27 protein-coding genes and 1 riboswitch are annotated in these 26,624 nt (G+C 73.0%); of the genes, 15 read left to right on the forward strand and 12 right to left on the reverse strand.

What is annotated here, in order from left to right; all coding sequences use genetic code 11:
• Positions 1 to 315 precede the first annotated feature (315 nt).
• The 4 genes from ACFCY7_RS30230 to ACFCY7_RS30245 all read left to right on the forward strand — a co-directional run bounded on the left by ACFCY7_RS30230 (position 316) and on the right by ACFCY7_RS30245 (position 4,651).
• Positions 316 to 1,305, forward strand: coding sequence for a malate dehydrogenase (locus tag ACFCY7_RS30230; protein ID WP_376489235.1), 990 nt, complete (start codon positions 316 to 318; stop codon positions 1,303 to 1,305).
• A gap of 197 nt (positions 1,306 to 1,502) precedes the next feature.
• Entirely contained in the window at positions 1,503 to 3,248 is a 1,746-nt protein-coding gene (locus ACFCY7_RS30235) for a hypothetical protein (protein ID WP_376489236.1), read from the forward strand.
• Complete coding sequence (locus ACFCY7_RS30240) at positions 3,241 to 3,621, forward strand: hypothetical protein (RefSeq protein WP_376489237.1); 381 nt, start codon at positions 3,241 to 3,243, stop codon at positions 3,619 to 3,621. Before ACFCY7_RS30235 ends, ACFCY7_RS30240 begins: the two co-directional genes overlap by 8 nt.
• Position 3,622: 1 nt before the next feature.
• A complete protein-coding gene (locus ACFCY7_RS30245; RefSeq protein WP_376489238.1) occupies positions 3,623 to 4,651 on the forward strand; it encodes a hypothetical protein in 1,029 nt (342 codons plus the stop codon).
• Between the two features lie 63 nt (positions 4,652 to 4,714).
• Here ACFCY7_RS30245 and ACFCY7_RS30250 read toward each other — a convergent pair whose 3' ends face one another.
• Together ACFCY7_RS30250 and ACFCY7_RS30255 are read right to left on the reverse strand one after the other, a co-directional pair.
• The gene (locus ACFCY7_RS30250) at positions 4,715 to 5,467 is read right to left on the reverse strand and encodes an isocitrate lyase/phosphoenolpyruvate mutase family protein (RefSeq protein ID WP_376489239.1); all 753 of its coding nucleotides are present in this window, start codon (positions 5,465 to 5,467) and stop codon (positions 4,715 to 4,717) included.
• Entirely contained in the window at positions 5,464 to 6,006 is a 543-nt protein-coding gene (locus tag ACFCY7_RS30255) for a carboxymuconolactone decarboxylase family protein (RefSeq protein WP_376489240.1), read from the reverse strand. The genes ACFCY7_RS30250 and ACFCY7_RS30255 overlap by 4 nt, the downstream gene beginning before the upstream one ends.
• A 47-nt stretch (positions 6,007 to 6,053) precedes the next feature.
• Between ACFCY7_RS30255 and ACFCY7_RS30260 the strand changes: the two genes are divergently transcribed.
• A complete protein-coding gene (locus tag ACFCY7_RS30260; protein ID WP_376489241.1) occupies positions 6,054 to 7,526 on the forward strand; it encodes a PLP-dependent aminotransferase family protein in 1,473 nt (490 codons plus the stop codon).
• 160 nt (positions 7,527 to 7,686) lie between these two features.
• On the opposite strand, the gene ACFCY7_RS30265 is transcribed toward ACFCY7_RS30260, so the two are convergent.
• On the reverse strand, positions 7,687 to 8,559 hold the full coding sequence (locus tag ACFCY7_RS30265; protein ID WP_376489242.1) for a hypothetical protein: 873 nt from the start codon (positions 8,557 to 8,559) through the stop codon (positions 7,687 to 7,689).
• Positions 8,560 to 8,674: 115 nt separating this feature from the next.
• Here ACFCY7_RS30265 and ACFCY7_RS30270 point away from each other — a divergent pair, with 115 nt between their 5' ends.
• Together ACFCY7_RS30270 and ACFCY7_RS30275 are read left to right on the forward strand one after the other, a co-directional pair.
• Positions 8,675 to 8,977, forward strand: a complete 303-nt coding sequence (locus ACFCY7_RS30270; protein ID WP_376489243.1) for a hypothetical protein — start codon at positions 8,675 to 8,677, stop codon at positions 8,975 to 8,977.
• Positions 8,978 to 8,992: 15 nt separating this feature from the next.
• On the forward strand, positions 8,993 to 10,177 hold the full coding sequence (locus ACFCY7_RS30275; protein WP_376489244.1) for a glutathionylspermidine synthase family protein: 1,185 nt from the start codon (positions 8,993 to 8,995) through the stop codon (positions 10,175 to 10,177).
• A gap of 9 nt (positions 10,178 to 10,186) precedes the next feature.
• On the opposite strand, the gene ACFCY7_RS30280 is transcribed toward ACFCY7_RS30275, so the two are convergent.
• Positions 10,187 to 10,882 carry a polysaccharide deacetylase family protein gene (locus ACFCY7_RS30280; protein ID WP_376489245.1) on the reverse strand — a complete coding sequence of 232 codons (696 nt, stop codon included), beginning with the start codon at positions 10,880 to 10,882 and terminating at the stop codon, positions 10,187 to 10,189.
• A 146-nt stretch (positions 10,883 to 11,028) separates the two neighbouring features.
• Positions 11,029 to 12,234 carry an ornithine--oxo-acid transaminase gene (gene rocD / locus ACFCY7_RS30285; RefSeq protein WP_376489246.1) on the reverse strand — a complete coding sequence of 402 codons (1,206 nt, stop codon included), beginning with the start codon at positions 12,232 to 12,234 and terminating at the stop codon, positions 11,029 to 11,031.
• Positions 12,235 to 12,342: 108 nt separating this feature from the next.
• A riboswitch (ZMP/ZTP riboswitch) is annotated at positions 12,343 to 12,433 on the forward strand.
• A 64-nt stretch (positions 12,434 to 12,497) separates the two neighbouring features.
• Here rocD and glyA point away from each other — a divergent pair.
• Complete coding sequence (glyA, locus tag ACFCY7_RS30290; RefSeq protein WP_376489247.1) at positions 12,498 to 13,766, forward strand: serine hydroxymethyltransferase; 1,269 nt, start codon at positions 12,498 to 12,500, stop codon at positions 13,764 to 13,766.
• A 168-nt stretch (positions 13,767 to 13,934) separates the two neighbouring features.
• Here the strand turns inward: glyA and ACFCY7_RS30295 are convergent, their stop codons facing one another.
• Positions 13,935 to 14,732, reverse strand: coding sequence for a hypothetical protein (locus ACFCY7_RS30295; RefSeq protein WP_376489248.1), 798 nt, complete (start codon positions 14,730 to 14,732; stop codon positions 13,935 to 13,937).
• Positions 14,725 to 15,321, reverse strand: a complete 597-nt coding sequence (locus tag ACFCY7_RS30300; RefSeq protein ID WP_376489249.1) for an RNA polymerase sigma factor — start codon at positions 15,319 to 15,321, stop codon at positions 14,725 to 14,727. Before ACFCY7_RS30300 ends, ACFCY7_RS30295 begins: the two co-directional genes overlap by 8 nt.
• Positions 15,322 to 15,377: 56 nt before the next feature.
• On the opposite strand from ACFCY7_RS30300, the gene trpS reads away from it, so the two are divergent.
• Together trpS and ACFCY7_RS30310 are read left to right on the forward strand one after the other, a co-directional pair.
• Positions 15,378 to 16,391 (forward strand): tryptophan--tRNA ligase, encoded by a 1,014-nt coding sequence (gene trpS, locus ACFCY7_RS30305; RefSeq protein WP_376489250.1) that lies wholly within the window; start codon positions 15,378 to 15,380, stop codon positions 16,389 to 16,391.
• A gap of 92 nt (positions 16,392 to 16,483) precedes the next feature.
• Positions 16,484 to 17,080: a 2'-5' RNA ligase family protein gene (locus ACFCY7_RS30310; protein WP_376489251.1), complete on the forward strand. Its 597-nt coding sequence runs from the start codon at positions 16,484 to 16,486 to the stop codon at positions 17,078 to 17,080.
• A gap of 100 nt (positions 17,081 to 17,180) precedes the next feature.
• On the opposite strand, the gene ACFCY7_RS30315 is transcribed toward ACFCY7_RS30310, so the two are convergent.
• Entirely contained in the window at positions 17,181 to 17,951 is a 771-nt protein-coding gene (locus ACFCY7_RS30315; protein WP_376489252.1) for a decaprenylphospho-beta-D-erythro-pentofuranosid-2-ulose 2-reductase, read from the reverse strand.
• 206 nt (positions 17,952 to 18,157) lie between these two features.
• Here ACFCY7_RS30315 and ACFCY7_RS30320 point away from each other — a divergent pair, with 206 nt between their 5' ends.
• Positions 18,158 to 19,105, forward strand: coding sequence for a YhjD/YihY/BrkB family envelope integrity protein (locus ACFCY7_RS30320; RefSeq protein ID WP_376489261.1), 948 nt, complete (start codon positions 18,158 to 18,160; stop codon positions 19,103 to 19,105).
• Here ACFCY7_RS30320 and ACFCY7_RS30325 read toward each other — a convergent pair.
• Positions 18,990 to 20,444, reverse strand: a complete 1,455-nt coding sequence (locus ACFCY7_RS30325; protein ID WP_376489253.1) for a D-alanyl-D-alanine carboxypeptidase family protein — start codon at positions 20,442 to 20,444, stop codon at positions 18,990 to 18,992. The genes ACFCY7_RS30320 and ACFCY7_RS30325 overlap by 116 nt on opposite strands.
• Before the next feature lie 109 nt (positions 20,445 to 20,553).
• Between ACFCY7_RS30325 and ACFCY7_RS30330 the strand changes: the two genes are divergently transcribed.
• From ACFCY7_RS30330 to ACFCY7_RS30340, 3 genes are all read left to right on the forward strand, one after another.
• Positions 20,554 to 20,808 (forward strand): SCO4848 family membrane protein, encoded by a 255-nt coding sequence (locus tag ACFCY7_RS30330; RefSeq protein WP_376489254.1) that lies wholly within the window; start codon positions 20,554 to 20,556, stop codon positions 20,806 to 20,808.
• Between the two features lie 36 nt (positions 20,809 to 20,844).
• The gene (locus tag ACFCY7_RS30335; protein ID WP_376489255.1) at positions 20,845 to 22,239 is read left to right on the forward strand and encodes a metallophosphoesterase; all 1,395 of its coding nucleotides are present in this window, start codon (positions 20,845 to 20,847) and stop codon (positions 22,237 to 22,239) included.
• Positions 22,240 to 22,435: 196 nt separating this feature from the next.
• Positions 22,436 to 23,989, forward strand: a complete 1,554-nt coding sequence (locus ACFCY7_RS30340; RefSeq protein WP_376489256.1) for an ABC transporter substrate-binding protein — start codon at positions 22,436 to 22,438, stop codon at positions 23,987 to 23,989.
• A 58-nt stretch (positions 23,990 to 24,047) separates the two neighbouring features.
• On the opposite strand, the gene ACFCY7_RS30345 is transcribed toward ACFCY7_RS30340, so the two are convergent.
• From ACFCY7_RS30345 to ACFCY7_RS30355, 3 genes are read right to left on the reverse strand one after another with little or no spacing between them, the layout of a single operon-like run.
• Positions 24,048 to 24,809, reverse strand: a complete 762-nt coding sequence (locus ACFCY7_RS30345) for a TetR/AcrR family transcriptional regulator (protein WP_376489257.1) — start codon at positions 24,807 to 24,809, stop codon at positions 24,048 to 24,050.
• Between the two features lie 10 nt (positions 24,810 to 24,819).
• Positions 24,820 to 25,212: a thiol-disulfide oxidoreductase DCC family protein gene (locus ACFCY7_RS30350; protein WP_376489258.1), complete on the reverse strand. Its 393-nt coding sequence runs from the start codon at positions 25,210 to 25,212 to the stop codon at positions 24,820 to 24,822.
• Positions 25,213 to 25,256: 44 nt separating this feature from the next.
• Positions 25,257 to 25,691, reverse strand: a complete 435-nt coding sequence (locus ACFCY7_RS30355) for a hypothetical protein (protein WP_376489259.1) — start codon at positions 25,689 to 25,691, stop codon at positions 25,257 to 25,259.
• Positions 25,692 to 25,818: 127 nt separating this feature from the next.
• Between ACFCY7_RS30355 and ACFCY7_RS30360 the strand changes: the two genes are divergently transcribed.
• Positions 25,819 to 26,622 carry an alpha/beta fold hydrolase gene (locus ACFCY7_RS30360; RefSeq protein ID WP_376489260.1) on the forward strand — a complete coding sequence of 268 codons (804 nt, stop codon included), beginning with the start codon at positions 25,819 to 25,821 and terminating at the stop codon, positions 26,620 to 26,622.
• The last annotated feature ends 2 nt before the right edge of the window (positions 26,623 to 26,624 follow it).

Consider the following 26,624-nt stretch of genomic DNA (forward strand, 5'->3'; position numbering starts at 1 on the left):
GCCCTCTCCCCCGTGGGAGGGCGGGCGCCGTCGCGTTCAAGGGTCATGTACGTGTCAGTACCGGGACAAGATCAGTCGGCGCGCTGTGGCACGGAAGTGACCATTCCGGTACTCGGGGGGCGCACGGACGGGTGGCAGTGAGCCGGACCACAAGGGAGTGGGGGTTCGCAGGGCCCCGGGTCCGATAGCCTGATCGCTGGAAATCTCTTCACGTCGAGACACCGATCGATCAGACCGATCGATCGTCGATCAAGAAGGGACGTTCCAGCACCAGGGGCAGGGACCCCCACCGCCAGCTGTCTTACGGAGATCGCCATGACCCGCACTCCCGTGAATGTCACCGTCACCGGCGCGGCCGGCCAGATCGGCTACGCGCTGCTCTTCCGCATCGCCTCGGGCCACCTGCTCGGCGCGGACGTGCCGGTCAAGCTGCGCCTCCTCGAGATCCCGCAAGGCGTGAAGGCCGCCGAGGGCACCGCCATGGAGCTCGACGACTGCGCGTTCCCGCTGCTCAAGGGCATCGACATCTTCGACAACCCGAACGCGGGCTTCGAGGGCGCCAACATCGGCCTGCTCGTCGGCGCCCGCCCGCGCGGCCCGGGCATGGAGCGCGGCGACCTGCTCGCCGCCAACGGCGGCATCTTCAAGCCGCAGGGCGAGGCCATCGCCGCCCACGCCGCGGACGACATCAAGATCCTGGTCGTCGGCAACCCGGCCAACACCAACGCCCTGATCGCCCAGTCCGCCGCCAAGGGCGTCCCGGCCGAGCGCTTCACCGCGATGACCCGCCTGGACCACAACCGCGCGCTGACGCAGCTGGCCAAGAAGACCGGCTCCTCGGTCACGGACATCAAGCGCCTCACCATCTGGGGCAACCACTCCGCGACGCAGTACCCGGACATCTTCCAGGCGCAGATCGCCGGCAAGAACGCCGCCGAGATCGTCAACGACGAGGCGTGGCTGGCCGACGACTTCATCCCGACCGTCGCCAAGCGCGGCGCCGCGATCATCGACGCCCGTGGCGCGTCCTCCGCCGCCTCCGCCGCCAACGCCGCCATCGACCACGTCCACACGTGGGTCAACGGCACCGCCGAGGGCGACTGGACCTCCATGGGCGTCCCGTCCGACGGCTCCTACGGCGTCCCGGAGGGCCTGATCTCCTCCTTCCCCGTCACCTGCAAGGACGGCAAGTACGAGATCGTCCAGGGCCTGGAGATCAACGACTTCTCCCGCGCCCGCATCGACGCCTCCGTGGCGGAGCTCTCCGAGGAGCGCGACGCCGTTCGCGAGCTCGGCCTGATCTGAGCCCGTCCCGATCCGGGCCCCGGCCCGATCGGACTCCGGCTCCGCATGCTCGGCGCCCCCGGACCGCACGACCGACCGTGCGGCCCGGGGGCGCCGTTCTTCACGCCGACACGGCGCCCTGACCTCCCCTATGCTGTCCCACCGGTCCCGGCCGACTCGGCCGAAAACACGGACAGTTCCATACAATCGGGGGAGTCTTGCCGCAATCTTTCGTGCCCCAGCAGCCGGGACGGCCACCGGGCGCACCGCCCGCCGTCGACCCGCGCCGCTTACCGGCCTCCAGCGAGGCGACCCGGCTGCTCTGCGCCGGCACGTACCTCGACGACGGATTCCGTGACGCGGTCATCGACCAGCTGTACGTCCACGAGGAGCGCTTCGCCGCCCCCGCCCTCGGCTACGACGCGAGCCGCGTCCTCGCCCACGCGCTGCGCGCCCGCCGCGTCGAACTCGGCTGGGCCGCCGGCATCATCGCCCTCTGGATCGTCGCGATCCCGCTCACCAAGGGCCTGGTGGCCCTGCTGATCGCGCCGTTCCTCGTGCTCGGCCTCGCCCGCTGGGTCCGCGGCAAGGCGGCCACCGCCCCGGTCTACCGGAGCGTCCCCGCCTTCCTGCTGCGCTGGTACGGCCGGCTCATGTTCCTCCAGTCCGCGCTGCTCCTCCTCTTCCTCGTCATCGGGGACGAGGAGTCCGACGCGGACTTCCTCGGCGACCTCTCCGACACCGGCGACGTCCTCGACCTCGCGGTCGGCCTCGCCGCCCAGGAGATGTGGGGCGTCGGGAAGTTGGAGGCGTGGATCACCCTCGCCGTGCCGCTGCTCGTGGCCTGGGCGGTGGCCACCCAGCGCGGCCAGTTCGCCCGCGCGCTCACCCGAGAGCTCTCCCGCGAGCGCTTCCCCGACCAGCGCACCGACCCGGCCGAACTCGCCGAGGGGGCCCGCTCCCGCCGGCTGCGCGACCGGATCCGGGTCGAGCAGCACGCCCGGCTGATCATGTACGACGCCGACGACCCGTTCTGCGGCGCCGGCGAGCCGTACGAGCCCTGGTCGCTCTCCGTCGAGCTGCGCCCCCGCAAGAACCTCGACGGCAAGGCGCCCGAACCGCTCGACAACAGCGCCATCATGCGCCACGTCGTCCCGCTGGTGGAGGCGCTGCGCGTGCCCTCCCCGCACGGGTCGCCGCAGATCCAGGCCGCCGTACGGGACCGGCTGCGCGAACTGGAGATCGACGAGGTCGTGTTCCTGCCCGTCGACGGACTGCCGGACCGCGCCTCCGCGCCGTACACCCCGGAGGGCTTCGAGGCGCACCGCTCGGGTGCCATCGAGGAGGGCGGCGAGACCCGCCGCCACTTCCTGCGGATCAGGGTCGGCGGCTGGGGCGAGGAGATCGTCACGACCGTCTTCGTCCGCGTCCACACGCAGGGCGGGATGCTGATGCTGGAGGTCGCCCCGCACGTGCTGCGGCCGGTGAAGCCGCTCTACCGGTACGCCGACCGGGTCGCCCACCGCTACCTGCACAACCACCACTTCGGCAAGGCCGTGTGGGCGCTCGGGCAGACCCCGCGCTCCGCCGGGCGGGCGCTGGTCACCATCGGGCGCGCGGTCGGCCACCTGTGGCGGGTGCTGACGGCGGGCCACGCCCACGCGCTGCCCGAGGGGCCGTGGGCCTCGGTCCGCGAGCTGGGCTCCGACGACCAGGCCTCCCTCTTCCAGGAGATGGACGTCAGCCGCTATCTGAAGAGCGTGCAGGACCGGGTCGCGAACGGCGTGACCATCGCCCTCCGCGAAGCCGGTTACGAGACGGCCGAGTTCGAGCAGAAGATCGTGCACGTCGCCGAGGGCGGCACGTTCATCGAGAACACCCAGGGGAACGTGACCCTCGGCAACCACAACACCGTGACCCACAAGACGTTCACCACTTCGAAGACCGGAGGCGACCGTGGCTGACAGCGACAACTCCCGTGACCGCGGCGGCATTCACGTCACCAACACCGGCGGCAACGTCACCATCGGCGACAACAACACCGTCACCAGCACCGTGAACGGCGCCGGTCCGGCCCTCGACCCCGGGCAGGAGGCGCTCCTCCAGGCCATCGGCAAGCTCCGTGCCGACCTGGCGGGCGTCGTCCCCTCCGAGCAGACGGCCGCCCTCGACGAGGAACTGTCCGACGCCGAGGACGAGATCGAGGCCACCGGCCGTGCGGGCGCCGGCCGCCTGCGCCGCCTGCGCCAGGCCCTCACGGACGCGGGCGCCGTCACCGGGATCCTGGCCTCGGGCGTCGCCGTCGGCCAGGCCGTCGGCACCCTGCTCGGTGGGTGAGATGAGCGGCCACGGGGGCGGGGCCCGCTGGAACGACGAGACGCAGAGCTGGGAGCGCGGGCCGGTGTCGCCGCCGACCGGGCCCCCCGGCCCCGGCGTCGCCCCGCAAGGGCCCGGGCCCGGAGCCGAAGACGGGTACGGCCCCGTCGTACCGCTTCCGCCGCCCCCGGACCACGCGCCGGAGTACGGTCCGGGCGCCACGCCTGGATACGGCCCGGGCGCCACGCCGGAGTACGGCCCCGGCGCCACGCCTGGATACGGCCCGGGGTACGCGCCGGAGTACGACCCCGAGACGGGCGGCTGGCAGTACCCGGCGCCCGGCACCGTCGCGGCGGACCGGCCGCGCTCGCGGACGGCGCTCGCGGCCGGGGTGGCCGTGGCCGTCCTCGCCGCCGGGTCCGTGGGCGGCTGGCTGGTCTGGGGCCGGGACGACGCGAAGACCCCGGCGGCGGGCGGCCCGGAGGTCTCCGTCTCGGCCCCGGTGGACAGCGGCGAGACCACCACGGAGCCGGCGACCGGCAGCACCGCGTCGGGCTCGCCGTCGCCGTCCGGCACGTCGTCGGCCCCGGCGGACGACGTTCCCCCGCCGGGCTACAGCGCGCAGCGGGACGTCAAGGGCTTCACCATCGCCGTCCCCGACGGCTGGGACCGCACCGAGTCCGACCAGGGCGTCTTCTTCAACGCGCCGGACCGCCGGAGCCTGATCCAGGTCTTCGTCGTCCAGGAGGAGGGCATGACGCCGTACGACGCCCTGCGGGGCGCCTCCGACGACGGCCGCGCCAACAAGCCCGGGTACCAGGAGATCAGCCTCGAACGGGTCACCGGCGAACCGGGCGCCCCGTCCGACGCCGCCGAGCTGGTGTACGTCTACGACCGCGACGGCGGCCGCCGCAAGGTCGTCGACCGGGCCTTCGCCGCCGCGGACGGCACCCACTACGCGATCCTGGCCGCCGGCCCGGAGGCCGACTGGCCGAAGCAGCGGGAACGGCTCGGCGTCGCCCTGGAGTTCTTCCGCCCGGGCGCGTACTGACGGGCGCGTACCGACGGGCGGGACACCCCCTTCCGGGGTGTCCCGCCCTTGGGCGTCCGCCGGTCAGGCCCCGAGCGTCCCGCCGTCGCGGAGCTTCCCCGCGAGGGCGGCGAGGTCGTCGAGCGCCCGCAGGAGCAGGCCGTCGCCGAAGGTGATCCGGGTCGCGCCGAGCGCGCCGAGCTCGGCGAAGGACGGGCCGCCGGGGACGGCCAGGACGTTGAGCGGGAGGTCGCCGAGGGCGGCGCGCAGGACCGGGAGGTCCGAGGGCGGGGCCGCGATCGGGTAGACGCAGTCCGCGCCCGCCGCCGCGTAGAGCCGGGCGCGGGTCACCGCCGCCTCCGCCGGTTCGGGGGCCCGTCGGATGTACACGTCCACGCGCGCGTTGACGAACAGCTCGGGGCCGGCCGCGGCCCGCACCTCCGCCAGCCACTCCGCGTGGGCCTCGGGGTCCCTGAGCGCGCGGTCGGGACCGGTGTCCTCCAGGTTGACGCCGACGGCGCCGGACTCCCGTACGCGTTCCACCAGCTCGGCCGCCGGAAGGCCGTAGCCGCCCTCCAGGTCGGCCGTGACGGGTACGGAGACCGCGCGGGCGATCCGCGCCACGGCGGCGAACATCTCCGCCGCCGGCGTCGCCCCGTCCTCGTGGCCGAGGGAGGCGGCGATCCCGGCGCTCGGCGTGGCGAGGGCCGGGAAGCCGGCGGCCTCGAAGACGCGGGCGCCGGCCACGTCCCAGGGGCCGGGCAGCACCAGCGGGTCGTCCGCGGCGCGACCCCGGTGGAGGGCGCGCAGGGCCGCGGCCTTCGGGTCGCCGCTCACGCGGAGCGCGGGGTGTAGTGGCCGGGCGTCAGCCGGGTGGTGACGCCGATCCGGTTCCAGGCGTTGATCGTGGTGATCGCCGCGATGACCCGGGCGAGTTCGGTCTCGTCGAAGTGCGCGGCGGCCCGCGCGTACACCTCGTCGGGCACGAAGCCGTCGGTGAGGACGGTGACGGACTCGGTCAGCGCGAGGGCCGCGAGCTCCCGCTCGGTGTAGAAGTGCCGGGACTCCTCCCAGGCGGACAGCTGCACGATCCGCTCGACGGTCTCGCCCTCCGCGAGCGCGTCCTTGGTGTGCATGTCGATGCAGAAGGCGCAGCGGTTGACCTGCGAGGCCCTGATCTTGATCAGGTGGTACAGGGTCGGGTCGACGCCCTTCGCCGCGGCGGTCTCGAGGCGGACCATCGCCCGGTAGAAGTCGGGGAGCAGCTCGGCCAGGGCGAGGCGGGGGGCGTGTTCACGGGCGTGTTCGTGGGCGTGTTCACGGGTGTGGGCGGTGGACTCGGCCGGGGGTGCGGTCTGCGGGGTCGTGGTCGTCATACCGATCACCGTACGAGCCCTGTGGCGCACGGGTATGGTCCATTTCCATGGCGAACGAGTGGGCCACTTTCGGGTCCGACCTTCATCTGGAGCTGCGCGGTCCACGGCTGCGCGCCGGCCTGATGGAGGCCCTGCGGGAGGCCGTGCGCAGCGGACGCCTGGAGGCGGGCACCCGGCTGCCGTCCTCCCGGACGCTCGCCGCCGACCTCGGCATGGCCCGCAACACCGTCGCCGACGCCTACGCGGAACTCGTCGCCGAGGGCTGGCTGACGGCCCGACAGGGCTCCGGCACCCGCGTCGCCAAGCGGGCGGCCGCCCGCCGGGCGCCCGCCCCGGCCTCCGGCCCCGCGCCCCGCACCGCCCGGACCCCCGCCCCGCCGTCGGGCGCGCGCCGGCCCGCCCCGCCGCCGGCCGGCCGGCGCCCCGGCACCTCGGCGCACGACCTGAAGGCGGGCACCCCCGACCTCGCCGCCTTCCCGCGCGCCGAATGGCTCAAGGCGTACCGGCGGGCGCTCACCGCCGCGCCCAACGAGGCCTTCGGCTACGGCGATCCGCGTGGCCGGATCGAACTCCGCACCGCGCTGGCCGAGTACCTCTCCCGTGCCCGGGGCGTCCACGCGAGGCCCGAACGGATCATGATCTGCTCGGGGTTCGTGCACGGCCTGATGCTGATGAGCGAGGTGCTGCGGGCGCGGGGGGCGCGGGACGTCGCGGTCGAGTCGTACGGGCTCGACATCCACGCGGACCTCCTCGACCGCGCCGGGCTCGGGATTCCGCCGCTGCCGCACGACGAACGGGGCACCCGGGTCGAGGAGCTGGCGGAGGAGGGGTTCGACGCCGCCGGCGCCGTCCTCATGACGGCCGCCCACCAGTTCCCGCTGGGCGGCGCCCTGCCGCCGGACCGGCGCGCCGCCGTCGTCGACTGGGCGCGCGCCTCGGGCGGCTTCGTCCTGGAGGACGACTACGACGGGGAGTTCCGCTACGACCGGCAGCCGGTGGGCGCGCTCCAGGGCCTCGACCCCGAGCGCGTCGTCTACCTCGGCACCGCGAGCAAGTCCCTCGCGCCCGGCCTGCGCCTCGCCTGGATGGTGGTGCCGGAGGAGCTCATGGGCGAGGTGACGGCCGCGAAGGGGGCCGTGGACTGGGTGTCGAGCGCGCCGGACCAGCTGGCGTTCGCGGAGTTCCTCGGCTCGGGGGCGTACGACCGGCACGTGCGGGCGAGCCGGCTGCGCTACCGGCGACGCCGCGACCAGCTGGTGGCGGCCGTGGCCGCGCACTCGCCCGAGACCCGGGTCAGCGGCATCGCGGCCGGGCTGCACGCGGTCCTGGCGCTCCCGCCCGGTACCGAGCAGGAGGTCCTGCGCGCCGCCGCCTGGCACGGCCTCGCCGTCCAGGGCGTCAACCAGTTCCGCCGCCCCACCGTGGCCCCCACCCTCGACGGCCTCGTCGTCGGCTACGCCACGCCTCCGGACAGCGGCTGGCAGGGCGCCCTGCGCGCCCTGTGCCGGGTCCTGCCCTGACCGGCCGGCGGGCCGAGGGGGGGACGGTGGACGGGCGGACCGGCGGACCGGCGGACTGGCGGATCGGTGGACCGGAGGGTCGGCGGGCCGAGGGGGGCGGTGGACCGGAGGGTCGGCGGGCCGAGGGGGGCGGTGGACCGGAGGGTCGGCGGGCCGGTGGTCAGGGCGTGCCCGGGTGGCGCTCCGCGGCCGGCTCCGGGTCCTGCCCCTGCCCCGGGACCGGTTCGGCCGCGGGCGGTTCGCCGAAGCGGGCCAGGGTGAGGGAGCCGGCGACGGCGATGGCGAAGCCGGTGACGGCGAGCCAGCCGAAGCCTTCGCGGGTGCGGTCGCCGAGCCAGACGACGCCGACGATCGCGGGGCCGATGGTCTCGCCGAGCACGGCACCGGCCGTCGCCGTGGTGACGGAACCGCGCTGGAGGGCGGAGGTGAGCAGGAGGAACGCGGCGCCGCCGCCGACGAGGAGCGCGTACCAGACGGGGTCGGTGAGGTCGATGCCGTCGATGAGCCGGACCGCCACCTCGACCACCCCGAAGCCGAAGCCGGCGCCCAGGCCGAGGACCAGCGCGCGGGACCGCTGCGGCAGCCGGCCCGCCACCACGCCGAGCAGCAGCACCCCGAACGAGACCGCGAGCAGCGCCCAGCGCAGTGCCTCCGAGCCGTCCTGGTGGCCCTCCTTGCCGGACGCGAGGGCCAGCATCGCGAGTCCCAAGCAGACCACGGCCACGGCCACCCACTCCACCCGCTTGAGCCGCACCCGCAGCACCCGCGAGGCGATGACCGCCGTCACCGCCAGACTCGCGGCGAGGGCCGCGCCCACCACGTAGATGGGCAGCGTCCGCAGCGCCACGATCTGCAGGACGAACCCCAGGCCGTCCATGCCGAGGCCGGCGAGATAGCGCCACTGCCGCAGGGCCCGCCACATCAGCGCGACGTCGACCCCGCTGCCCGTCCCCGGCTCCGCGGCACGCGCCGCCATCGCCTGGAACACCGAGGCCGCGCCGAAGCAGACGGACGAGGCCAGCGCACAAATCATCCCGAGGAGCACGAAATGACTCTAGGGGGTGAGGCCGGAAAGCACCGGCCTACACTGTGCGGTCGCGACGGACGCGACCGCGACGGACGCGACCGCGAAGGGGAGGGCGACGGACATGCGCAGGCTCAGGTCGAGCACGGTGGTGCTCGGTGGGATGGGTGTGCTCGCGGCGACGATCACCGCATGCGGCTCGGATCCGGACAGGCGGTGCGTGGACCCGCTGACCCGCGAGGAGCTGCCCAGCTACCAGTGCCAGAGCGGCGGCGGTGACGACGACGGCAACGGTGGCACCCACCGCGGCGCGTACTACTACGGCGGCTCGGTCCAGGACAGGAAGGTGAGCGGCGGCAGCTTCGACAAGACCGCCGTCGACACCGGCGGCTTCGGCTGCTCCGGCTCCGGCACCGGCGGCGGCTGAGGCGGACGCGACACCATGGAACGGCACACCATCGAGCCCCGCCCCGACTGGCAGCGGACGGTCGAGGAGCAGGGACTCGTCTACCCCCTGACCCGCTACCCGGACGGCTCGCTGCGCCCGTACTGGGACGAGAGCGCGTACTACTCCTTCACCCTGCCCGAGGTCGAGGCCCTGGAGGAGGTCGTCGAGGAGCTGCACGCGATGTGCCTCGCGGCGGCCGCGCACATCGTCGAGCGGGACCGGTTCGCCGAGCTCGGCATCACCGATCCGAAGCTGGCGGGCCTGGTCGCCGAGTCGTGGCGCCGGCGTGCCGAACTGCCTTCCCTCTACGGACGGTTCGACCTGCGCTACGACGGTACGGGCCCGGCGAAGATGCTGGAGTACAACGCCGACACCCCCACCTCGCTCGTGGAGGCGGCCAGCCCGCAGTGGTTCTGGATGGAGGAACGATTCCCCGGCGCCGACCAGTGGAACTCCCTCCACGAACGGCTCGTCGACGCCTGGAAGCGGCAGGCCCACCTGCTGCCGCCCGGCCCCCTCCACTTCGCCCACTCGGACGGCGACGAGCTCGGCGAGGACCTGATGACGGTCGCGTACTTGCGCGAGACCGCCCAGCAGGCCGGGCTCGACACCGAGGCGCTCTCCGTCGAGCGGATCGGCTGGGACCGGCTCTCGCGCCGCTTCGTGGACGACCGGCTCCGCTTCATCCGCAGCTGCTTCAAGCTCTACCCCTGGGAGTGGCTGACCACCGACCGCTTCGGCCGGCACGTCCTCGACACCCTCGACAACGGCGGCGGGACCGGCACCACCTGCTGGATCGAACCCGCCTGGAAGATGCTGCTCTCCAACAAGGCGCTGCTCGCGATCCTGTGGGAGCTGTACCCCGACCACCCCAACCTGCTCCCCGCCTACCTCGACGGTCCGCGCGGACTCGCCGCCACCACCGGCTGGGTCGCCAAGCCGCTGCTCGGCCGGGAAGGGGCCGGCGTCACCCTGCACGAGGCCGGCACGGAGCCGTTCGTGCGGGACGGGGAGGCCTGCTGCTACCAGGAGCTGGCCCCGCTGCCCGACTTCGACGGCAACCGGGTGGTGCTCGGCGCGTGGGTCGTCGAGGACGAGGCGGCGGGGCTCGGGATACGGGAGTCGGCGGGGCCCGTCACCGACGAGTACGCCCGCTTCCTCCCGCACGTGATCCTCTGAGGCGCACCCCTACTCGGGGACGTACTCCCTGAGCGCCGCGGGCTTCAGACCGGCCGCCTCGGCCAGGTCGAGGGCCCGCTGCAGGTCCTGCGCCACCGTCTCGTTGAAGTGCAGCAGGATGATGTCGCCCGCCTTGAGCCGCGGCGCCGGCGGGGTCCACTGGCCCCAGGTCGTGAGGTCGTACGTCCAGGTCACCAGCGCCTTCGCGCCGCACGCGCGGGCCGTGGTCCGGGTCGTCGCGTCGAACGCGCCGTACGGCGGGCGCAGCAGGCGCGGCCCGTCGCCGAACTGGGCGAGGTGCCGGTCGCGGGCCCCGCAGACCTCCGCCCGCTGGCCGGCGGCGTCGAGGGTGGTCAGGTCCGGGTGGTCGACGCTGTGGTTCTCGACGCGGGAGCGGCCCTGGTCGAGCAGCGTGTGGAAGTAGCCGGAGTCGTACGAGTAGGCGCCGGGGAGCAGGAAGAGCGAGGCGGGCACCCGGCGGTCGAGCAGCAGCCGCGCCGCCGCCGGGTCGTGGTTCCAGCCGTCGTCGATGGTGATGAAGACGACCGGGTCGGTGGTCTCGACGTGGGAGACCACCGGGACGGGCTCGGGCCAGGCCGCCTCCGGGGCGGCGTGCGCGGGTCCCGTGACCGCGCCGAGGAGCGCGAGCGGGACGAGGGCGGCGAGCGCGGCACGCACGGCGTGACGCAGACGGAGTCTCGGCATGGCCGCATCATTGGCCTAGACCAACTGTCGTGTCAATGGCCCGAGTTGCCCTGCCCTCGCCATGTCCGTACCCCGTCGGCGCGCCGCCCGTGCCTCCGTCGGCGCGCCGCGTGCCCGCGCCGCCCGCCGCCCTCGACCGGACGCCGTCACTCCGAAAGAACGGCCCTCAACTGCTCGAGACCCCAGTCCAGGTCCTCCTTCGAGATCACCAGCGGTGGCGCGATCCGGATCGTCGAACCGTGCGTGTCCTTCACCAGCACCCCGCGCTCCATCAGCCGCTCCGAGATCTCCCGGCCCGTGCCCCGCGACGGCGCGATGTCCACCCCGGCCCACAGGCCCCGCCCGCGCACCGCCTCCACCGCGCCACCGCCCACGAGCAGCCCCAGCCCGGCGTGCAGGTGCTCGCCCAGCTCCGCCGCCCGCTCCTGGTACTCGCCCGTCCGCAGCATCGCGATCACCTCCAGGGCCACCGCGCAGGCCAGCGGGTTCCCGCCGAACGTCGAGCCGTGCTCACCCGGCCGGAACACCCCGAGCACGTCACGGTCGGCGACCACCGCCGACACCGGCACCACCCCGCCGCCCAGCGCCTTCCCCAGGACGTACACGTCGGGGACCACGCCCTCGTGCTCGCACGCGAACGTCCGCCCCGTCCGGCCCAGGCCCGACTGGATCTCGTCCGCCATGAACAGCACGTTCCGCCGGCGCGTCAGCTCCCGCACCCCCGCCAGATAGCCGGCCGGCGGCACGAGCACCCCCGCCTCGCCCTGGATCGGCTCCAGCAGCACCGCCACCGTGTTCTCCGTGACGGCCGCCTCCAGGGCCGTCAGGTCCCCGTACGGCACGATCTCGAACCCCGGTGTGTACGGGCCGAAGTGGTCCCGCGCCTCGTGGTCCGTGGAGAAGCTGACGATCGTCGTCGTCCGGCCGTGGAAGTTGTTCCCCGCGACCACGATCTTCGCGTGCCCGTCCGGCACGCCCTTCACCTCGTAGCCCCACTTCCGGGCGGTCTTCACGGCCGTCTCGACCGCCTCCGCCCCGGTGTTCATCGGCAGCACCGCCTCCTTGCCGCACAGCTCCGCGAGCTGCCCGCAGAAGTCGGCGAAGCGGTCGTGGTGGAACGCCCGGGACGTCAGCGTCACCCGCTCCAGCTGCGCCTTCGCGGCGTCGATCAGACGCCGGTTGCCGTGCCCGAAGTTGAGCGCCGAGTACCCGGCGAGCATGTCGAGATAGCGGCGGCCCTCGACGTCGGTCATCCAGGCGCCGTCCGCCGAGGCGACGACGACCGGAAGGGGGTGGTAGTTGTGCGCGCTGTGCGCGTCCGCGGCAGCGATCGCGTCTTCTGTCCTCGACACGGGATCTCCGTTCGTCCTGCGGCTCGGGGGGTACGTGTGGCCCCTTTCTTATCGTCGCTCGGATGCCGGACAGGGAAACCTCGGCGACGGCGCGCCCGCTACTGTGGAAACACGCGTGGCGACTGGCGTACGGGGAAGCGACCCCGGGGGAGCCGCGCGGGCTCCACCACACGAGGTGCCGCTCGCCTGGGCATCACGGGCCCCAGGTCCCGTGCGCACCTCAGCCCCGGGACCGTTCCGCCGAACGCCCGGAGGACATCACCATGACCACCCCGCAGCACCACCCCGCCCTCGCCGCGGCCGACCCCGAACTCGCCGCCCTCGTCGGCGCCGAGGAACGGCTCCAGGGCGAGACCCTGCGCCTCATCCCCAGCGAGAACTACGTCTCCGCCGCCGTGCTCGAAGCCTCCGGCACCGTCCTCCAGAACAAGTACAGCGAGGGCTACCCGGGGCGCCGCTACTACGAGGGCCAGCAGAACATCGACCAGGTCGAGACCCTCGCCGTCGAGCGCGCCAAGGCCCTCTTCGGCGTCGACCACGCCAACGTCCAGCCCTACTCCGGCTCCCCGGCCAACCTCGCCGTCTACCTCGCCTTCGCCGAGCCCGGCGACACCGTCATGGGCATGGCCCTGCCGATGGGCGGCCACCTCACCCACGGCTGGGGCGTCTCCGCCACCGGCAAGTGGTTCCGCGGCGTCCAGTACGGCGTACGCCACGACACCGGCCTGATCGACTTCGACGAGGTTCGCGAACTGGCCCTCAAGGAGCGCCCGAAGGTCATCTTCTGCGGCGGCACCGCGCTGCCCCGCACCATCGACTTCGCGGCCTTCGGCGAGATCGCCCGCGAGGCCGGCGCCGTGCTCGTCGCCGACATCGCCCACATCGCCGGCCTCGTGGCCGGCGGCGCCCACCCGTCCCCGGTCGGGCACGTGGACGTCATCTCCACGACCACCCACAAGACCCTCCGCGGCCCGCGCGGCGCCATGCTCATGTCCCGCGAGGAGCACGCCAAGGCCCTCGACAAGGCCGTCTTCCCCGGCCTCCAGGGCGGCCCCCACAACCAGACCACCGCGGCCATCGCCGTCGCCCTGCGCGAGGCGTCCCAGCCCTCCTTCCGCGACTACGCCCACGCCGTCGTCGCCAACGCCAAGGCACTCGCCGAGGCGCTCCTCGCGCGCGGCTTCGACCTGGTCTCCGGCGGCACCGACAACCACCTGATCCTGATGGACCTCACCCCCAAGCAGGTCCCCGGCAAGATCGCCGCGAAGGCCCTCGACCGGGCGGGCATCGTCGTCAACTACAACACCGTCCCCTACGACACCCGGAAGCCCTTCGATCCGTCCGGCATCCGCATCGGCACCCCCTCCCTCACCTCCCGCGGCCTCCGCACCGAGCACATGGCGCAGGTCGCCGAGTGGATCGACCGCGCCGTCACCGCCGCCGGCACGGGCGACGAGGACGCCCTCCTCGCCATCCGCGCCCAGGTCTCCGACCTCATGACCGCCCACCCGGCCCCGGGCCTCCCGACCTGACCCACGGCCCGGCACGGCCCGGCCTGGCCCCGCGGCCCGGCACGGCCCGGCCCGACCTGGACCCACGGCTCAGCCCGCCCCGGCCTGGGCCCCACGGCCCCCACCGACCCAGGCCGGCGGCGCGCCCGGGCCCGTCGGCCCAGCGGTGCGCCTGGGCCCGTCAGCCCGTCAGCCCGTCGACTCGGCGGTGCGGCGGGCCCGCTCGCGGTCCGGTATGCCTTCCAGGCGGAAGGTGAGCGCGCCCCCGTTCCTCGTCCAGAGGAGCGTGGGGCCCGCCGTGCGGACCTCGTGGGTCCAGGCCGCGCCCGAGCCGTCCGTCATCGGGAAGGTCAGCAGGTGCGGGGCGGCGAACCAGTAGCCGTGCGCGCCGTCCGGGAGGTCCACCCACTCGGGCCGGGTCCGCACCTGCTTGGCGAAGCCGATGTCCAGGCGGGCCGGGAACTCGTCGAGCCGGACCGTCCGGTCGCCGTCCCGCCAGCACAGGCCGATCACCGCCCGGCCGCGCGCCGCCGAGCCCGTCACCACGACCGCGTCCGGCACGCCGAGCGCCTCCGGTATCAGCGGCTCGAAGCCCGCGAGCCGCCCGGCGTCCGCCAGGGGCACCGGCTCGGGGCAGCCGGGCACCGTGCCGCCGGCCGGCACGTGCGCGTCCGGGTCGTACCGCACGGCGACCCCGCCGAAGCCGAACCAGTCCGCGACCGTCGCGCGCACCGGCGGGGTGAGCGCCAGCACGATCAGCACGCCGGTGAACCCCGCCACCAGCGCGCGCCACCGCTCGCGCGCCCCACCGCGCACCGATGCCCACCACCGCGACCGGACCGGAGAAGGCTCCGGCACCGGCGTCGGCACCCGCTCGGCGAGGAGCTGCGCGAGCACCCGCTCGGCCATCGTCCCGCCGTCCACGTCCGGCACCCGCAGCCGCCGCCCCAGCTCCCTCAGCTCGTCCGGCAGACCTTCGTCAGCCACGCCCCCCACCTCCCTCCGGGCCTTGGTCGAGCACGCGTCCCAGCTTCTTCAGCGCCCGGCTCAGCCGGGACTTCACCGTCCCCCTCGGCCAGCCGAGGGCCTCGGCCGTCTCCGTCTCGTCCAGCTCCAGGAGATAGCGGTGGATCACCACCTGCCGGTGGTCGTCGGCGAGACCGTCCAGGGCCTCCCACAGCCGCCGGCTCCGCTCCCGCTCCTCGGCCGCGACCGCGGGGTCCGCCGACTCCGGTATCAGCGGCTCGGCACCGAGCAGATCCGCCTCCCGGTCGTGGACGGCACGCTGCCGACCCGCCGAGCGCACTGTGTTCCTGGTCTCATTGGCGACGATCCGCAGCAGCCACGGCCGGAACGCCGAGCCCTCCCGGAAGCGCCCCAGCGACCGGTACGCCTTGAAGAACGCCTGCTGCACCACGTCCTCGGCCTCCGGACCCGCGCCGCACGCCACCGCCGCCCTCAGCGCCACCGTCGTGTGCGCGCGGACCAACTCCGCGTACGCCTCCGGCTCTCCGGCGCGCACCCGTGCGATCACCACGGCCTCGTCGTCGACCAGGCCCCCCTCCCGCGTCCTCACACTCTTGATACACCGGTCGACGGGGATCGGTTCCCACACCTGAGAGAATGATGTGCATGGCCTCTGACAGTCCCCGCGTGCTCTCCGGAATCCAGCCCACCGCAGGCTCGTTCCACCTCGGCAACTACCTCGGCGCCGTCCGCCAGTGGGTCGCCCTCCAGGAGACCCACGACGCCTTCTACATGGTCGTCGACCTGCACGCCATCACGGTCCCGCAGGACCCCGCGGCGCTGCGTGCGAACACCCGGCTCGCCGCCGCCCAGCTGCTCGCGGCCGGCCTCGACCCCGAGCGCTGCACCCTCTTCATCCAGAGCCACGTCCCCGAGCACGCGCAGCTCGGCTGGGTCATGAACTGCCTCACCGGCTTCGGCGAGGCCTCCCGCATGACCCAGTTCAAGGACAAGTCCGCCAAGCAGGGCGCCGACCGCGCCACGGTGGGCCTGTTCACGTACCCGATCCTCCAGGTCGCCGACATCCTGCTCTACCAGGCCCACGAGGTCCCGGTCGGCGAGGACCAGCGCCAGCACATCGAGCTGACCCGCGACCTCGCGGAGCGCTTCAACGGCCGCTTCGGCGAGACGTTCACGATCCCCAAGCCGTACATCCTCAAGGAGACGGCGAAGATCTACGACCTCCAGGACCCGACGATCAAGATGAGCAAGTCGGCCTCCACGCCGAAGGGCCTGATCAACCTCCTGGACGACCCGAAGGTCACCGCGAAGAAGGTCAAGAGCGCGGTCACCGACACCGACACGGTGATCCGCTTCGACCCGGAGAACAAGGCCGGCGTCTCCAACCTGCTCACGATCATGTCCACGCTCACCTCCACCTCCGTCGCGGATCTGGAGAAGAGCTACGAGGGCAAGATGTACGGCGCGCTGAAGACGGATCTGGCCGAGGTCATGGTGGACTTCGTCACGCCGTTCCGGGCCCGCACCCAGGAATACCTGGACGACCCGGAGACGCTGGACTCGGTCCTGGCCAAGGGAGCGGAGAAGGCACGGGCCGTCGCGGCGGAGACGCTGGCACAGACGTACGACCGGATGGGCTTCCTGCCCGCCAAGCACTGAGTCCAAGGGCCCTGGCCACGAGGGTGGTGCAGGCCGCACACTGGCGGCTGCACCATTCGCACACAAGTCGACCGACGACGGAGGAGAACGACGTGGGGACCGTAACGCTCGGCGTTTCGATCGCGGTCCCGGAGCCCTACGGCAGCCTGCTCCAGGAGCGGCGCGCCGGCTTCGGGGACCCTGCCGCGTACGGCATTCCCACGCACGTCACGCTCGTCCCGCCGACCGAGGTCGCCGAGGAGCGGCTGCCGGCGATCGAGGCGCACCTGGCCGGTGTCGCCGCCGCGCACCAGCCGTTCCCGGTGCGCCTCAAGGGCACCGGCACGTTCCGCCCGCTGTCGCCGGTCGTCTTCGTGAAGGTGAAGGAGGGCGTCGCCCTCTGCAACCGGCTCCAGCACCGCATCCGGGACGAGGCCGGGCCGCTGGTGCGCGACCTCCAGTTCCCGTACCACCCGCACGTCACCGTGGCGCACGGCATCTCCGAGGAGGGGATGGACCGGGCGTTCGAGGAGCTCGCGGACTACGAGGCGGCCTGGACCTGCCGCTCCTTCGCCCTGTACGAGCAGGGCCCGGACGCCGTGTGGCGGAAGCTGTACGACTACCAGTTCGGCAGCGGCCGCCCGATCCCCGCCGTCCCCAGCCAGGGCGGCAGCCCGGTCGACGCGCCGACGGTCACCCCCGCGGGCTGACGGCCCCGCCGGCCGTCACGCCGGCAGTGGACCGTCGCATCGGCCGTCCGCCGGCCGTCACGCCGGCAGCGGGCCGCCCCGTCACCCTGCCCGCCGGCCGTCACACCGGCAGGCGCCGGTACAGCGGCCTCGGCATGTGCCGTACGGTCGCCGTCACCATCCGCAGCGCCCCCGGCACCCACACCGTCTCCGAGCGGCGCCGCAGCCCCAGCTCGATCGCGCTCGCGACCGCCTCCGGGGTCGTCGCCAGCGGGGCCGCCGCGAGCGGGGCCGCCGGGAGCCCGGCCGTCGTCTTCGACCGCACGAACCCGGGGCGTACGACCATGACGCGCGCGCCGGTGCCGTGCAGCGCGTCCCCGAGGCCCTGGGCGAACGCGTCGAGCCCCGCCATCGACGAGCCGTAGATGAAGTCGGCCCGGCGGGCCCGCTCGCCCGCCACCGAGGACAGCACCACGAGCGAGCCGTGCCCCTGCGCCTGGAGTGCGACGGCGCACACCAGGCCCGCCGAGACGGCGCCCGTGTAGTTGGTCTGGGCGACCCGGGCGGCGGCGACCGGGTCGGACTCGTCGCGCGCCTGGTCGCCGAGGATCCCGAAGGCGAGCAGCACCATGTCGATGGCGCCCTCCGTGAAGACCTTCCCGAGCCGCTCCTCGTGCGACTCGGTGTCGAGCGCGTCGAACGGCACGGTGCGCACCTCGGCCCCGAGCCGCCGCAGCGAGTCCGCGGCGGCCGCCAGGGCGGGGGAGGGACGATCAGCCAGCCAGATCGTCCGGGTGCCCCGGACGATCATCCGGCGGGCGGTGGCGAGCCCGATCTCGGAGGTGCCGCCGAGGACGAGCAGGGACTGCGGGAGGCCGGATACGTCCTTCATGGCGGGTGCTCCTCAGGGGCGGGGCGGCGGGACAGGTCGGGCCGAGGGGAACGGGGAGCCGTGCGCGACGACCATGGAGGTGACCGTATAGCCGCTTTTGTCGCATATGACGGCATTACTCCGGGATGTCGGTCGTGGTTCTGCGCGCCGCGGCGGGGGATTCTCGTACTCAGGTCATCTCACGGATCAAGGGGCACGCGTACGACATGGACTGGCTGACCAAGCTCCCCGTCATCGGCCCCGCGGTCACCCGCCTCATGCGGACCCACGCCTGGCGCTCGTACGAGACCCTCGCGGAGGCCCACTGGACCCGGCTCGCCGCCGCGATCACCTTCCTGTCCTTCCTCGCGCTCTTCCCGCTGATCACCGTCGCCGCCGCGATCGGCGCCGCGCTCCTCACCGACGACCAGCTCGACCGGATCGAGAAGAAGGTCTCCGACCAGGTGCCCGGCATCTCGGACCAGCTCGACATCGGGGGCCTCGTCGCCAACGCGGGCACCGTCGGACTCGTCGCCGGCGCCATCCTGCTCGTCACCGGCATCAGCTGGATCGGCTCGATGCGGGAGTGCCTGCGCGCGGTGTGGGGGCTCGACGACATCGAGGGCAACCCGGTCCTCCTCAAGGCCAAGGACGCCCTCATCCTCGTCGGCCTCGGCGGGGTCGCCCTGGCCTCGCTCGCCGCGTCCTGGCTCGGTTCCACGGCCGTCGGCTGGAGCGCCGACCGGATCGGCATCTCCGGCGACGGGGCGGGCGGCTTCCTCCTCCAGGGCGCCGCCGTCCTCGTCGCCGTCGTCGCCGACTTCCTGATCCTGCTGTACGTGCTGACGCTGCTGCCCGGCGTCGAGCCGCCCCGACGCCGGCTCGTGGTGGCCGCGCTCATGGGCGCGGTCGGCTTCGAGCTGCTCAAGCTGCTGCTCGGCGGCTACATGAAGGGCGTCGCGGCGAAGTCGATGTACGGCGCGTTCGGCGTCCCCGTCGCCCTGCTGCTCTGGATCAACTTCACCGCGAAACTGCTCCTGTACTGCGCGGCCTGGACGGCTACGGGTTCTTCTTCCCGGACTCAGGAGCCTTCCCGGACTCCTGACTCACCGGAGTCGCCTCGGTCTCCGGAGCCGTCGCAGACTCCTGAGCCTCCCCGGTCTCCCCGGCCGTAGCGGTCGCCTGCGCCTCTTCGCGCTCCCCGGTCCCGTCAGCCGCAGCAGGCGCCTGAGCCTCCTCGCCCTTCTCACCCTTCTCGCTCTTCTCGGCCTTCCGGTCGTCCTGGGGGCGGCGCCGGAGCGCGCCCGAAGCGGCCAGCGGCCAGCGGCGGTTGACGAGGAAGACCGCTGCGGCGAGGAGCACCAGCACGCCGCCGGCCACGCCGAGCGCGATGCCGACGCCGCCGGACTTGCCCGCGGCGGCGGTCTCGGCCGGGGCGTTCTTGCCGGGCGCCGGGGCCGGGGCCGTGCCGTCGTCCGGGGCGGTCGTCTCCGTACGGGCCGACCGCGGCGGCACCAGCTCGCCCACCGGGGTCACCTTCCCGGACGCGGCGAAGCCCCAGTCGAGCAGCCGGGCGGTCTCCCGGTAGACGGCGTGCTGCTCCTTGGAGGACGGGTTCATGACGGTGACGAGCAGCACCTTGCCGTTCCGCTCGGCGACGCCCGTGAAGGTGGCGCCCGCGTGCGTGGTGTTGCCGTTCTTGACCCCGGCGATGCCCTGGTACGGGGCGACGCCGAGATCGCCGGTGAGGAGCCGGTTGGTGTTCTGGATCTCGAAGGTCTCGCGCTTCTTGCCCGGCTTGGCCTCACCGGGGAAGGCGGCGCGCGGCGTGGCGGCGTACTCGCGGAAGTCCGGCTTCTGCATGCCGCTGCGGGCGATCAGTGTCAGGTCGTACGCGGAGGACACCTGGCCCGGGGCGTCGTAGCCGTCCGGGGTGACGACGTAGGTGTCGAGTGCCTGGAGCTCGGCCGCGCGGGCGTTCATGTCCGCCACGGTCTGCTTCAGGCCGCTGTTCATGCTCGTCAGGACGTGGACGGCGTCGTTGCCGGAACGGAGGAAGACGCCGAGCCACAGGTCGTGGACGCTGTAGGTCTGCTTCTCCTTGATGCCGACCAGGCTGGAGCCCTCTCCTATCCCGGCCAGGTCCTCGCCGGTGACCAGGTGGTTCTGCGTCCGGGGGAACTTCGGCAGCAGGGTGTCCGCGAAGAGCATCTTGAGCGTGGAGGCGGGGGCGAGCGGCCAGTGCGCGTTGTGTGAGGCGAGGACCGCGCCGGTCTCCGCGTCCGCCACGATCCACGAGCGCCCGGACAGCTCCTTCGGCAGCACCGGCGCCCCGGGCCCCAGCTTCACCTGCGTGCCCGGCTGCCCCAGCAGCACACCGCCGAGCCCTGACATCGCGGCGGGAGGCTTGGGCTGCTTGTCCTTCTCGTCCGCCCAGGCCGGGGGCGCGCCGGTGACGAGGGGAAGCAGCACGGCAGCAGCGACCGCACACGCGGTCTTCTTCGAAGCAGACACGGTCGAGAACGTACAGGTACGGAACAGGTATCCGAACCCCACGGGGCGGTTCGTCCGGGCTCGTCCACCCGGACGCGGGGCCGGGGAGGCGGACGGTGATACTGGGGCCATGAAGCTCAGCCGCCGCGTCTCCTGGTTCCTGCTCGCCTTCGGGGTGTGGAGCTGGTTCATCTGGATCACCTTCGTCAAGAACCTCTGGAAGGACGGGAGCGGCCTCGCGTTCGACGACGCGGGCGACCCGACGGCCTACTTCTGGGTTCATCTGCTGCTCGCCGTCACGTCCTTTGTCCTGGGGACGGTGATCGGGGTGATCGGGTTGCGTGGAGTGCGTGCCGGGCGCCGCGACGGCGGTCACACCGTCTGAGGGTTCGTGCGGAGTTCGTAGAAGGGGGTTCGGGGCGTGGTCGCCTTCCTGCTGGTCCTGGTCGTGGTTCTGGCGCTGCTCGGTGCGGTCCACTGGTACGTGTGGCGGCGCCTCGTGCGGGACGTGACCGCGCCGGGGAGCGTGCCGCGCCGGCTGGGCACGGGCGTGCTGGTGGCGCTGCCGGTGCTCTCGGTCGCGGCGCTGGTGTCGGGTCGGGCGGGTGCGCCGTTCCTCGTCCAGCAGGTCGTTGCGTGGCCGGGGTTCTTGTGGCTGGCCGTGCTGCTGTACGTGACCCTGGCGCTGGCCGTCGGTGAGGCCGTCCGTCCCGCCCTGCGCGCCTGGCTCGCCCGCCGGGCGGCGGGCGCGGCGGAGCCCGTACCGGCGGCGGGTGCCGACGCGGCGGAGCCCGAACCGGCGCCGGTGACGGTACCGGCGGAGACGGCGGGGGCGGCGGAGAAGGCCGAGAAGGTCGAGAAGGCCGCCGCCGCGGCCTCCCGGTCGGAGGCGGCGACCGAGGTTCCGGAGTCCGGCACCGCCGCCGCACCCGACCCGGCGGAAGCGGCTCCCGAGGCGCGGGGCGGGCAGGAGCCCGGCCCCGCCGAGGTCTCGCGGCGGCTGTTCGTCTCGCGGGTCGTCGCGGGGTCGGCGGCGGCCGTGGCGGTGGGGACCGTGGGCTACGGCACGTACGGGGTTCTGCGGGGCCCGCGGCTGAAGCGGGTGACGGTGCCGCTGGCGAAGGTGCCGCGGGCGGCGCACGGGTACCGGATCGCGGTGGTCTCGGACATCCACCTGGGGCCGATCCTGGGGCGTGCGCACACCCAGCGGATCGTGGACACGATCAACTCGGCGCAGCCGGACCTGATCGCGGTCGTCGGCGACCTCGTCGACGGCACCGTCGAGAACCTCGGTCCGGCGGCGGAGCCGCTCGCGCGGCTGCGGGCGCGCCACGGGTCGTTCTTCGTGACGGGCAACCACGAGTACTTCTCGGGTGCCGACGCCTGGGTCGACCACGTCCGCGAACTGGGCCTGCGCCCGCTGCGCAACGAGCGGGTGGAGATCGCGGCGGGCTTCGACCTGGCCGGCGTCGACGACGTCGCGGGGGAGCGCGAGGGCCACGGGCCCGACTTCGTGCGGGCGCTCGGCGACCGCGACCGGGCCAGGGCCGCGGTCCTGCTGGCGCACCAGCCGGTCGTCGTGCACGACGCGGTGCGCCACGGCGTGGACCTCCAGCTCTCCGGGCACACGCACGGCGGCCAGCTGTGGCCGGGCGAGTACCTCGCGGAACTGGCCAACCCGACCGTGGCGGGGCTCGAACGCTACGGCGACACGCAGCTGTACGTCTCGCGGGGCGCGGGCGCGTGGGGGCCGCCGGTCCGGGTCGGGGCGCCGTCCGACATCACGATCGTCGAACTCGCCTCGAAACAGGCCTAATCGGTATCGGTCACTCCTTGCGTCTGGACCGATACGTGCTGCTCATCGACTTAAATTCTCATATCCCGGACATATACCTGTCGTGTGAAAGTTTTCTCTTCCACTTGTGAAACCGGTGTGATGGGATGACGCCATCGCGGCGTCTTCGGGGGGGTTCGTCGCTTCTGGGGTGGTACCAAATGAAGGAAGCACGGCAATGCGGTCGACGGTCCGTCTGCGGATCCTCATCACTTGTGGAGTACTGGTGGCCGCCGGAGTGGGGGGCTGGCAACTCCTGCCCTCCGACGACGGCCGGACCGATCCGATCACTGTCGGCACGACCGACGAGGTCACTTCACTGGACCCGGCCGGCGCCTACGACGCCGGTTCCTGGGCCATGTACAGCAACGTCTTCCAGTCGCTGCTGACGTTCAAGCCGGGCTTCAGCGCCCCGGTCCCCGACGCGGCCGAGAGCTGCAAGTTCGTGGGCACCAAGCTCACGACGTACCAGTGCACGCTCCGCGACGACCTGTCGTTCTCCAACGGGCGGAAGATGACCGCCGAGGACGTCAAGTACTCCTTCGAGCGCATGCTGCGGATCAAGACGGACGTCGGTCCGCAGCCGCTGTTCCCGACGCTCAAGAACGTCACGGCCGACGGGCGCACCGTCACCTTCAACCTGAGCGGCCGGGACGCCACGTTCCCGCTGAAGCTCGCCACGGGCGCCGGTTCGATCGTCGACAGCAGCCAGTACCCGGCCAAGGCCCTGCGCCCCGGCAACGTGGTCGACGGCTCGGGTCCGTACGTCCTCAAGGAGTACAAGGAGGGCGAGTCCGCCCGCCTCGAACCCAACCCGAACTACAAGGGCGCCATCACCAAGGCCGGCGGCCCGATCGTCGTGAAGTACTTCGGGCAGTCGACGGACCTCGCCGCCGCGTGGAAGGCGAAGGAGGTCCAGGTGACGCACCGGCAGCTCCCGCCGGACTACCTGTCGACCCTGGAGACCGGGGACGGGACGCGCGTCACCGAGGCGGAGAGCGCCGAGATCCGCAACATCAACTTCAACGTGCGGCCCGGCTCGCCGATGGCGAACAAGGCCGTGCGGCAGGCCGTCGCCGCCGTCATCGACCGCCCGGCGATCACCACCAGCGCCTACAAGGGCACGGTCGAGCCGCTGTACTCCCTCATCCCGCAGGGATTCGTCGGCCACAGCACCGCGTTCTACGACGTCGACCCGGCGCCGGACGCCAAGAAGGCGAAGCGGATCCTGCGGGCGGCCGGCATCACCAAGCCGGTGAAGTTCACCTTCGGCTTCCGCAAGGACGCCACCTACGCGGCCGAGACCGCCGAGATCAAGAAGCAGCTGGAGGAGACCGGCCTCTTCGAGGTCGAGGTCGTCGAGGCGACCTGGCAGAACTTCCAGAAGGGGTACGCGCGCGGCGCCTACGACGCCTACACCGTCGGCTGGCTCCCCGACTTCCCCGACTCCGACAGCTTCACCGCGCCGCTCGTCGGCACGCAGAACACGCTGCACAACGGCTTCTCCAGCAAGCACATCGACTCGCTGATCTCCTCGACGCAGCAGTACAGCGACCGGTCCCGCGCCACCGCGGACTTCCGGGAGATCCAGGACGTCGTCGCCACCGACGTCCCGCTCCTCCCGCTGTGGCAGAAGAAGGACTACGTCCTCTCCACGGAGACCGTCGCCGGCTCCCAGTACCTCACGGACGGCACCGGCATCTGGCGCCTGTGGGAACTGGCCTGGATCTAGTCCCCACTTGTTCCCACCACGCTTCGGGCCCGTCCTCAGGACGGGCCCGAAGCGTTTCCTAGCCCTTCGGCGACTTCTCGGCGGCCCGCTTGGGCATGCCCGAGGCCGCCATGCCGGCTGCCGTGGGCATGAAGTCGGAGAGCAGCTCGTGCGTCTCCTTGACCAGCGGGCGCAGGATGCGGAAGCGGGAGAGGGAGATCGCGCGGGCGGTGACCGGCGCGAGGCGCTCCACCAGGCGCCGGCTGTTGGCCGCGCCCTCCGAGCGGTCGTACACCCAGAACAGCACGAGGCCCATCTGCTGGAGCCACAGCAACTGCGGGAGGGCCTCCTTGAGTTCCGGGTCGACCTTCACCGAGGCTCCGGAGATGACCCGGCGGTGCACCTCGATCGCGGCCTCGCGCGGGCCCTCCGACTCGGGCGAGAACGGGCTGAGCGGGCTGTCCGGGTCGGCGGCGTTCTTGAAGAACTGGGACGCGAACTCGTGGTACGGCTCCGCGATGTCCAGCCAGCCGAGGTACACCCCGCGGATGCGTGCCGTGAGGTCCTTCTCGCCGCCGGTCAGGATGGGCTCGACGGCCGCCTGGTGCTCCTCGGCGATCCGGTCGTAGAAGCCCTGGACGAGGTGCTCCTTGGACGAGAAGTAGTAGTACGCGTTGCCGACGGAGACCCCGGCCTCCTGGGCGATGGCCCGCATCGTCGTCTTGTCGTAACCGCGCTCCTTGAACAGCCGGAGCGCGGTTTCGAGGATGAGCGTGCGGGTCTGCTCGCTCTTGGGGGCCTTCTTGTCGTCGGCCTTCTTCTCTTCGTTCACGTCCTTCACGGGGCCGAGCCTAGTCGGGCGTACCGGGCACTTCGCAGTGCCCGTCCCCGCAGGAGGCGTCCTTCAGGGCCGCGCGCCACTTCGCCGCCGCCAGGACCGTCCCCCGGGCGAAGGGCCGCCCGGCGGGGGTGGCCAGCCAGTGGGCCGTGGCCCGGTGGTCGGCGAGCGCCCAGAGGCAGACGATCCAGGCGTCCGTCTCCCGGTAGACCTGGCCCCGGTCCCCGACCACGGTGATCTCCCGCAGGGTGGCGTCGTGGTCGAGGGCGGGGAAGCGGCGCCTCGCCTCCCGCGACCCGGCGGGGACGAGGTCGAGCGGGACGAGCTGCCGTCGGCGCAGCAGCCAGTGCCTGAGGTGCACGCAGAGCGGGCACTCGGCGTCGTACAGCACGGTCAGGTGACCCACGGGGGTCCTCGGTGCGGTCGGGGCCGGCACGGTGGTCCCGCCGTTCAGCGCTGGGGCGCCGGCGGGGCCCAGGGGCCGCCCTTGGGGGTCGCGGTCCAGCCGTGCGGGCCGACCGGCGGGACCTGCTCGCGTTCCATGACCCCGCGCCGGCGGATCTTGTTGAGCACGTACACGTTCCCGAGGTGCATGACGCCGAGGACCAGCAGGACGACGCCGAGCTTGACGGAGAGGGCCTCGAAGAGCGACCGGGCGTCGAGGACGGCCTCGTCCTGGCTCAGATAGAGGGCGACGAAGCCGAAGTTGACGAGGTAGAAGCCGACCACGAGGAGGTGGTTGACCGCTTCCGCGAGCTTCTCGTTCCCGTGCAGGACGTCCGCGAGGAAGATCTTCCCGTTGCGGCTGAGGGTTCGTGCGACCCAGATGGTGAGGGCCACGCTGATCAGCAGGTAGGCGATGTACGCGACGACAGTGAGGTCCATGCCCCACCCTCCCTTGAACACGTTCAAAAGCTGACGGGCATGACTGTAGACCCATCTTTGAACGCGTTCAAGTCGCCTCGGGGAATAGCGATGGCCAAAGGATCACCCGACACGTAGGGTCGGCCGAATGACGCTCTCTCATGACCTGGCCGGCCACGGCCCCTCGACCGTCGTCCTGCTGCACTCCGGGGTCTGCGACCGCCGGATGTGGGACGGACAGTTCACCGCACTCGCCGAGGCCGGACACCGGGTCGTCCGCTGCGACCTCCGCGGCTTCGGCGACAGCCCGATGGACGCCGCGCACACCCACGCCGACGACGTGCGGGACCTCCTCGACCACCTCGGAGCCGACCGCGCCGCCGTCGTCGGATCCTCCTTCGGCGGCCGCGTCGCCCTGGAGTTCGCCGCCCGCCACGCCGACCGGATCACCGCCCTCGCCCTGCTCGGCTCCGGCATCCCCGGCATGGAACCGAGCGCCGAACTGCGCGCCTGGGGCGCCCGCGAGGACGCGATGATCGAGGCCGGCGACATCGACGCGGCCGTCGAGCTCAACGTCGACACCTGGGTCGGCCCCGAGGCCGGACCGGCCGACCGCGCCCTCGTCCGGGAGGCGCAGCGGCACATCTTCGACGTCCAGCTCGCCGCCCCCGAGGCGCACCACCCCGTCAACCCCGGGGTCACCAAGGACGAAATCGCCCGCATCCAGGTGCCGGCCCTCGTCGCCGTCGGCGCCCACGACCTGCCCGACTTCCGGGCCGTCGCCGCCGAACTCGCCGACCTCCTCCCCGCCGCCCGCTCCCTCGAACTCGACTGGGCCGGCCACCTCCCCGCCCTGGAGCGCCCGGAGGAGACCGCCCGCCTGCTCATCGCCTTCCTGGCGGAGACGGCCGACGCGACCGACACGGCCGCCGCCGAGGCCACGGCCCTCTGACC

It is taken from the genome of Streptomyces sp. NPDC056361 (assembly GCF_042262805.1).
Classification (GTDB): Bacteria; Actinomycetota; Actinomycetes; order Streptomycetales; family Streptomycetaceae; genus Streptomyces.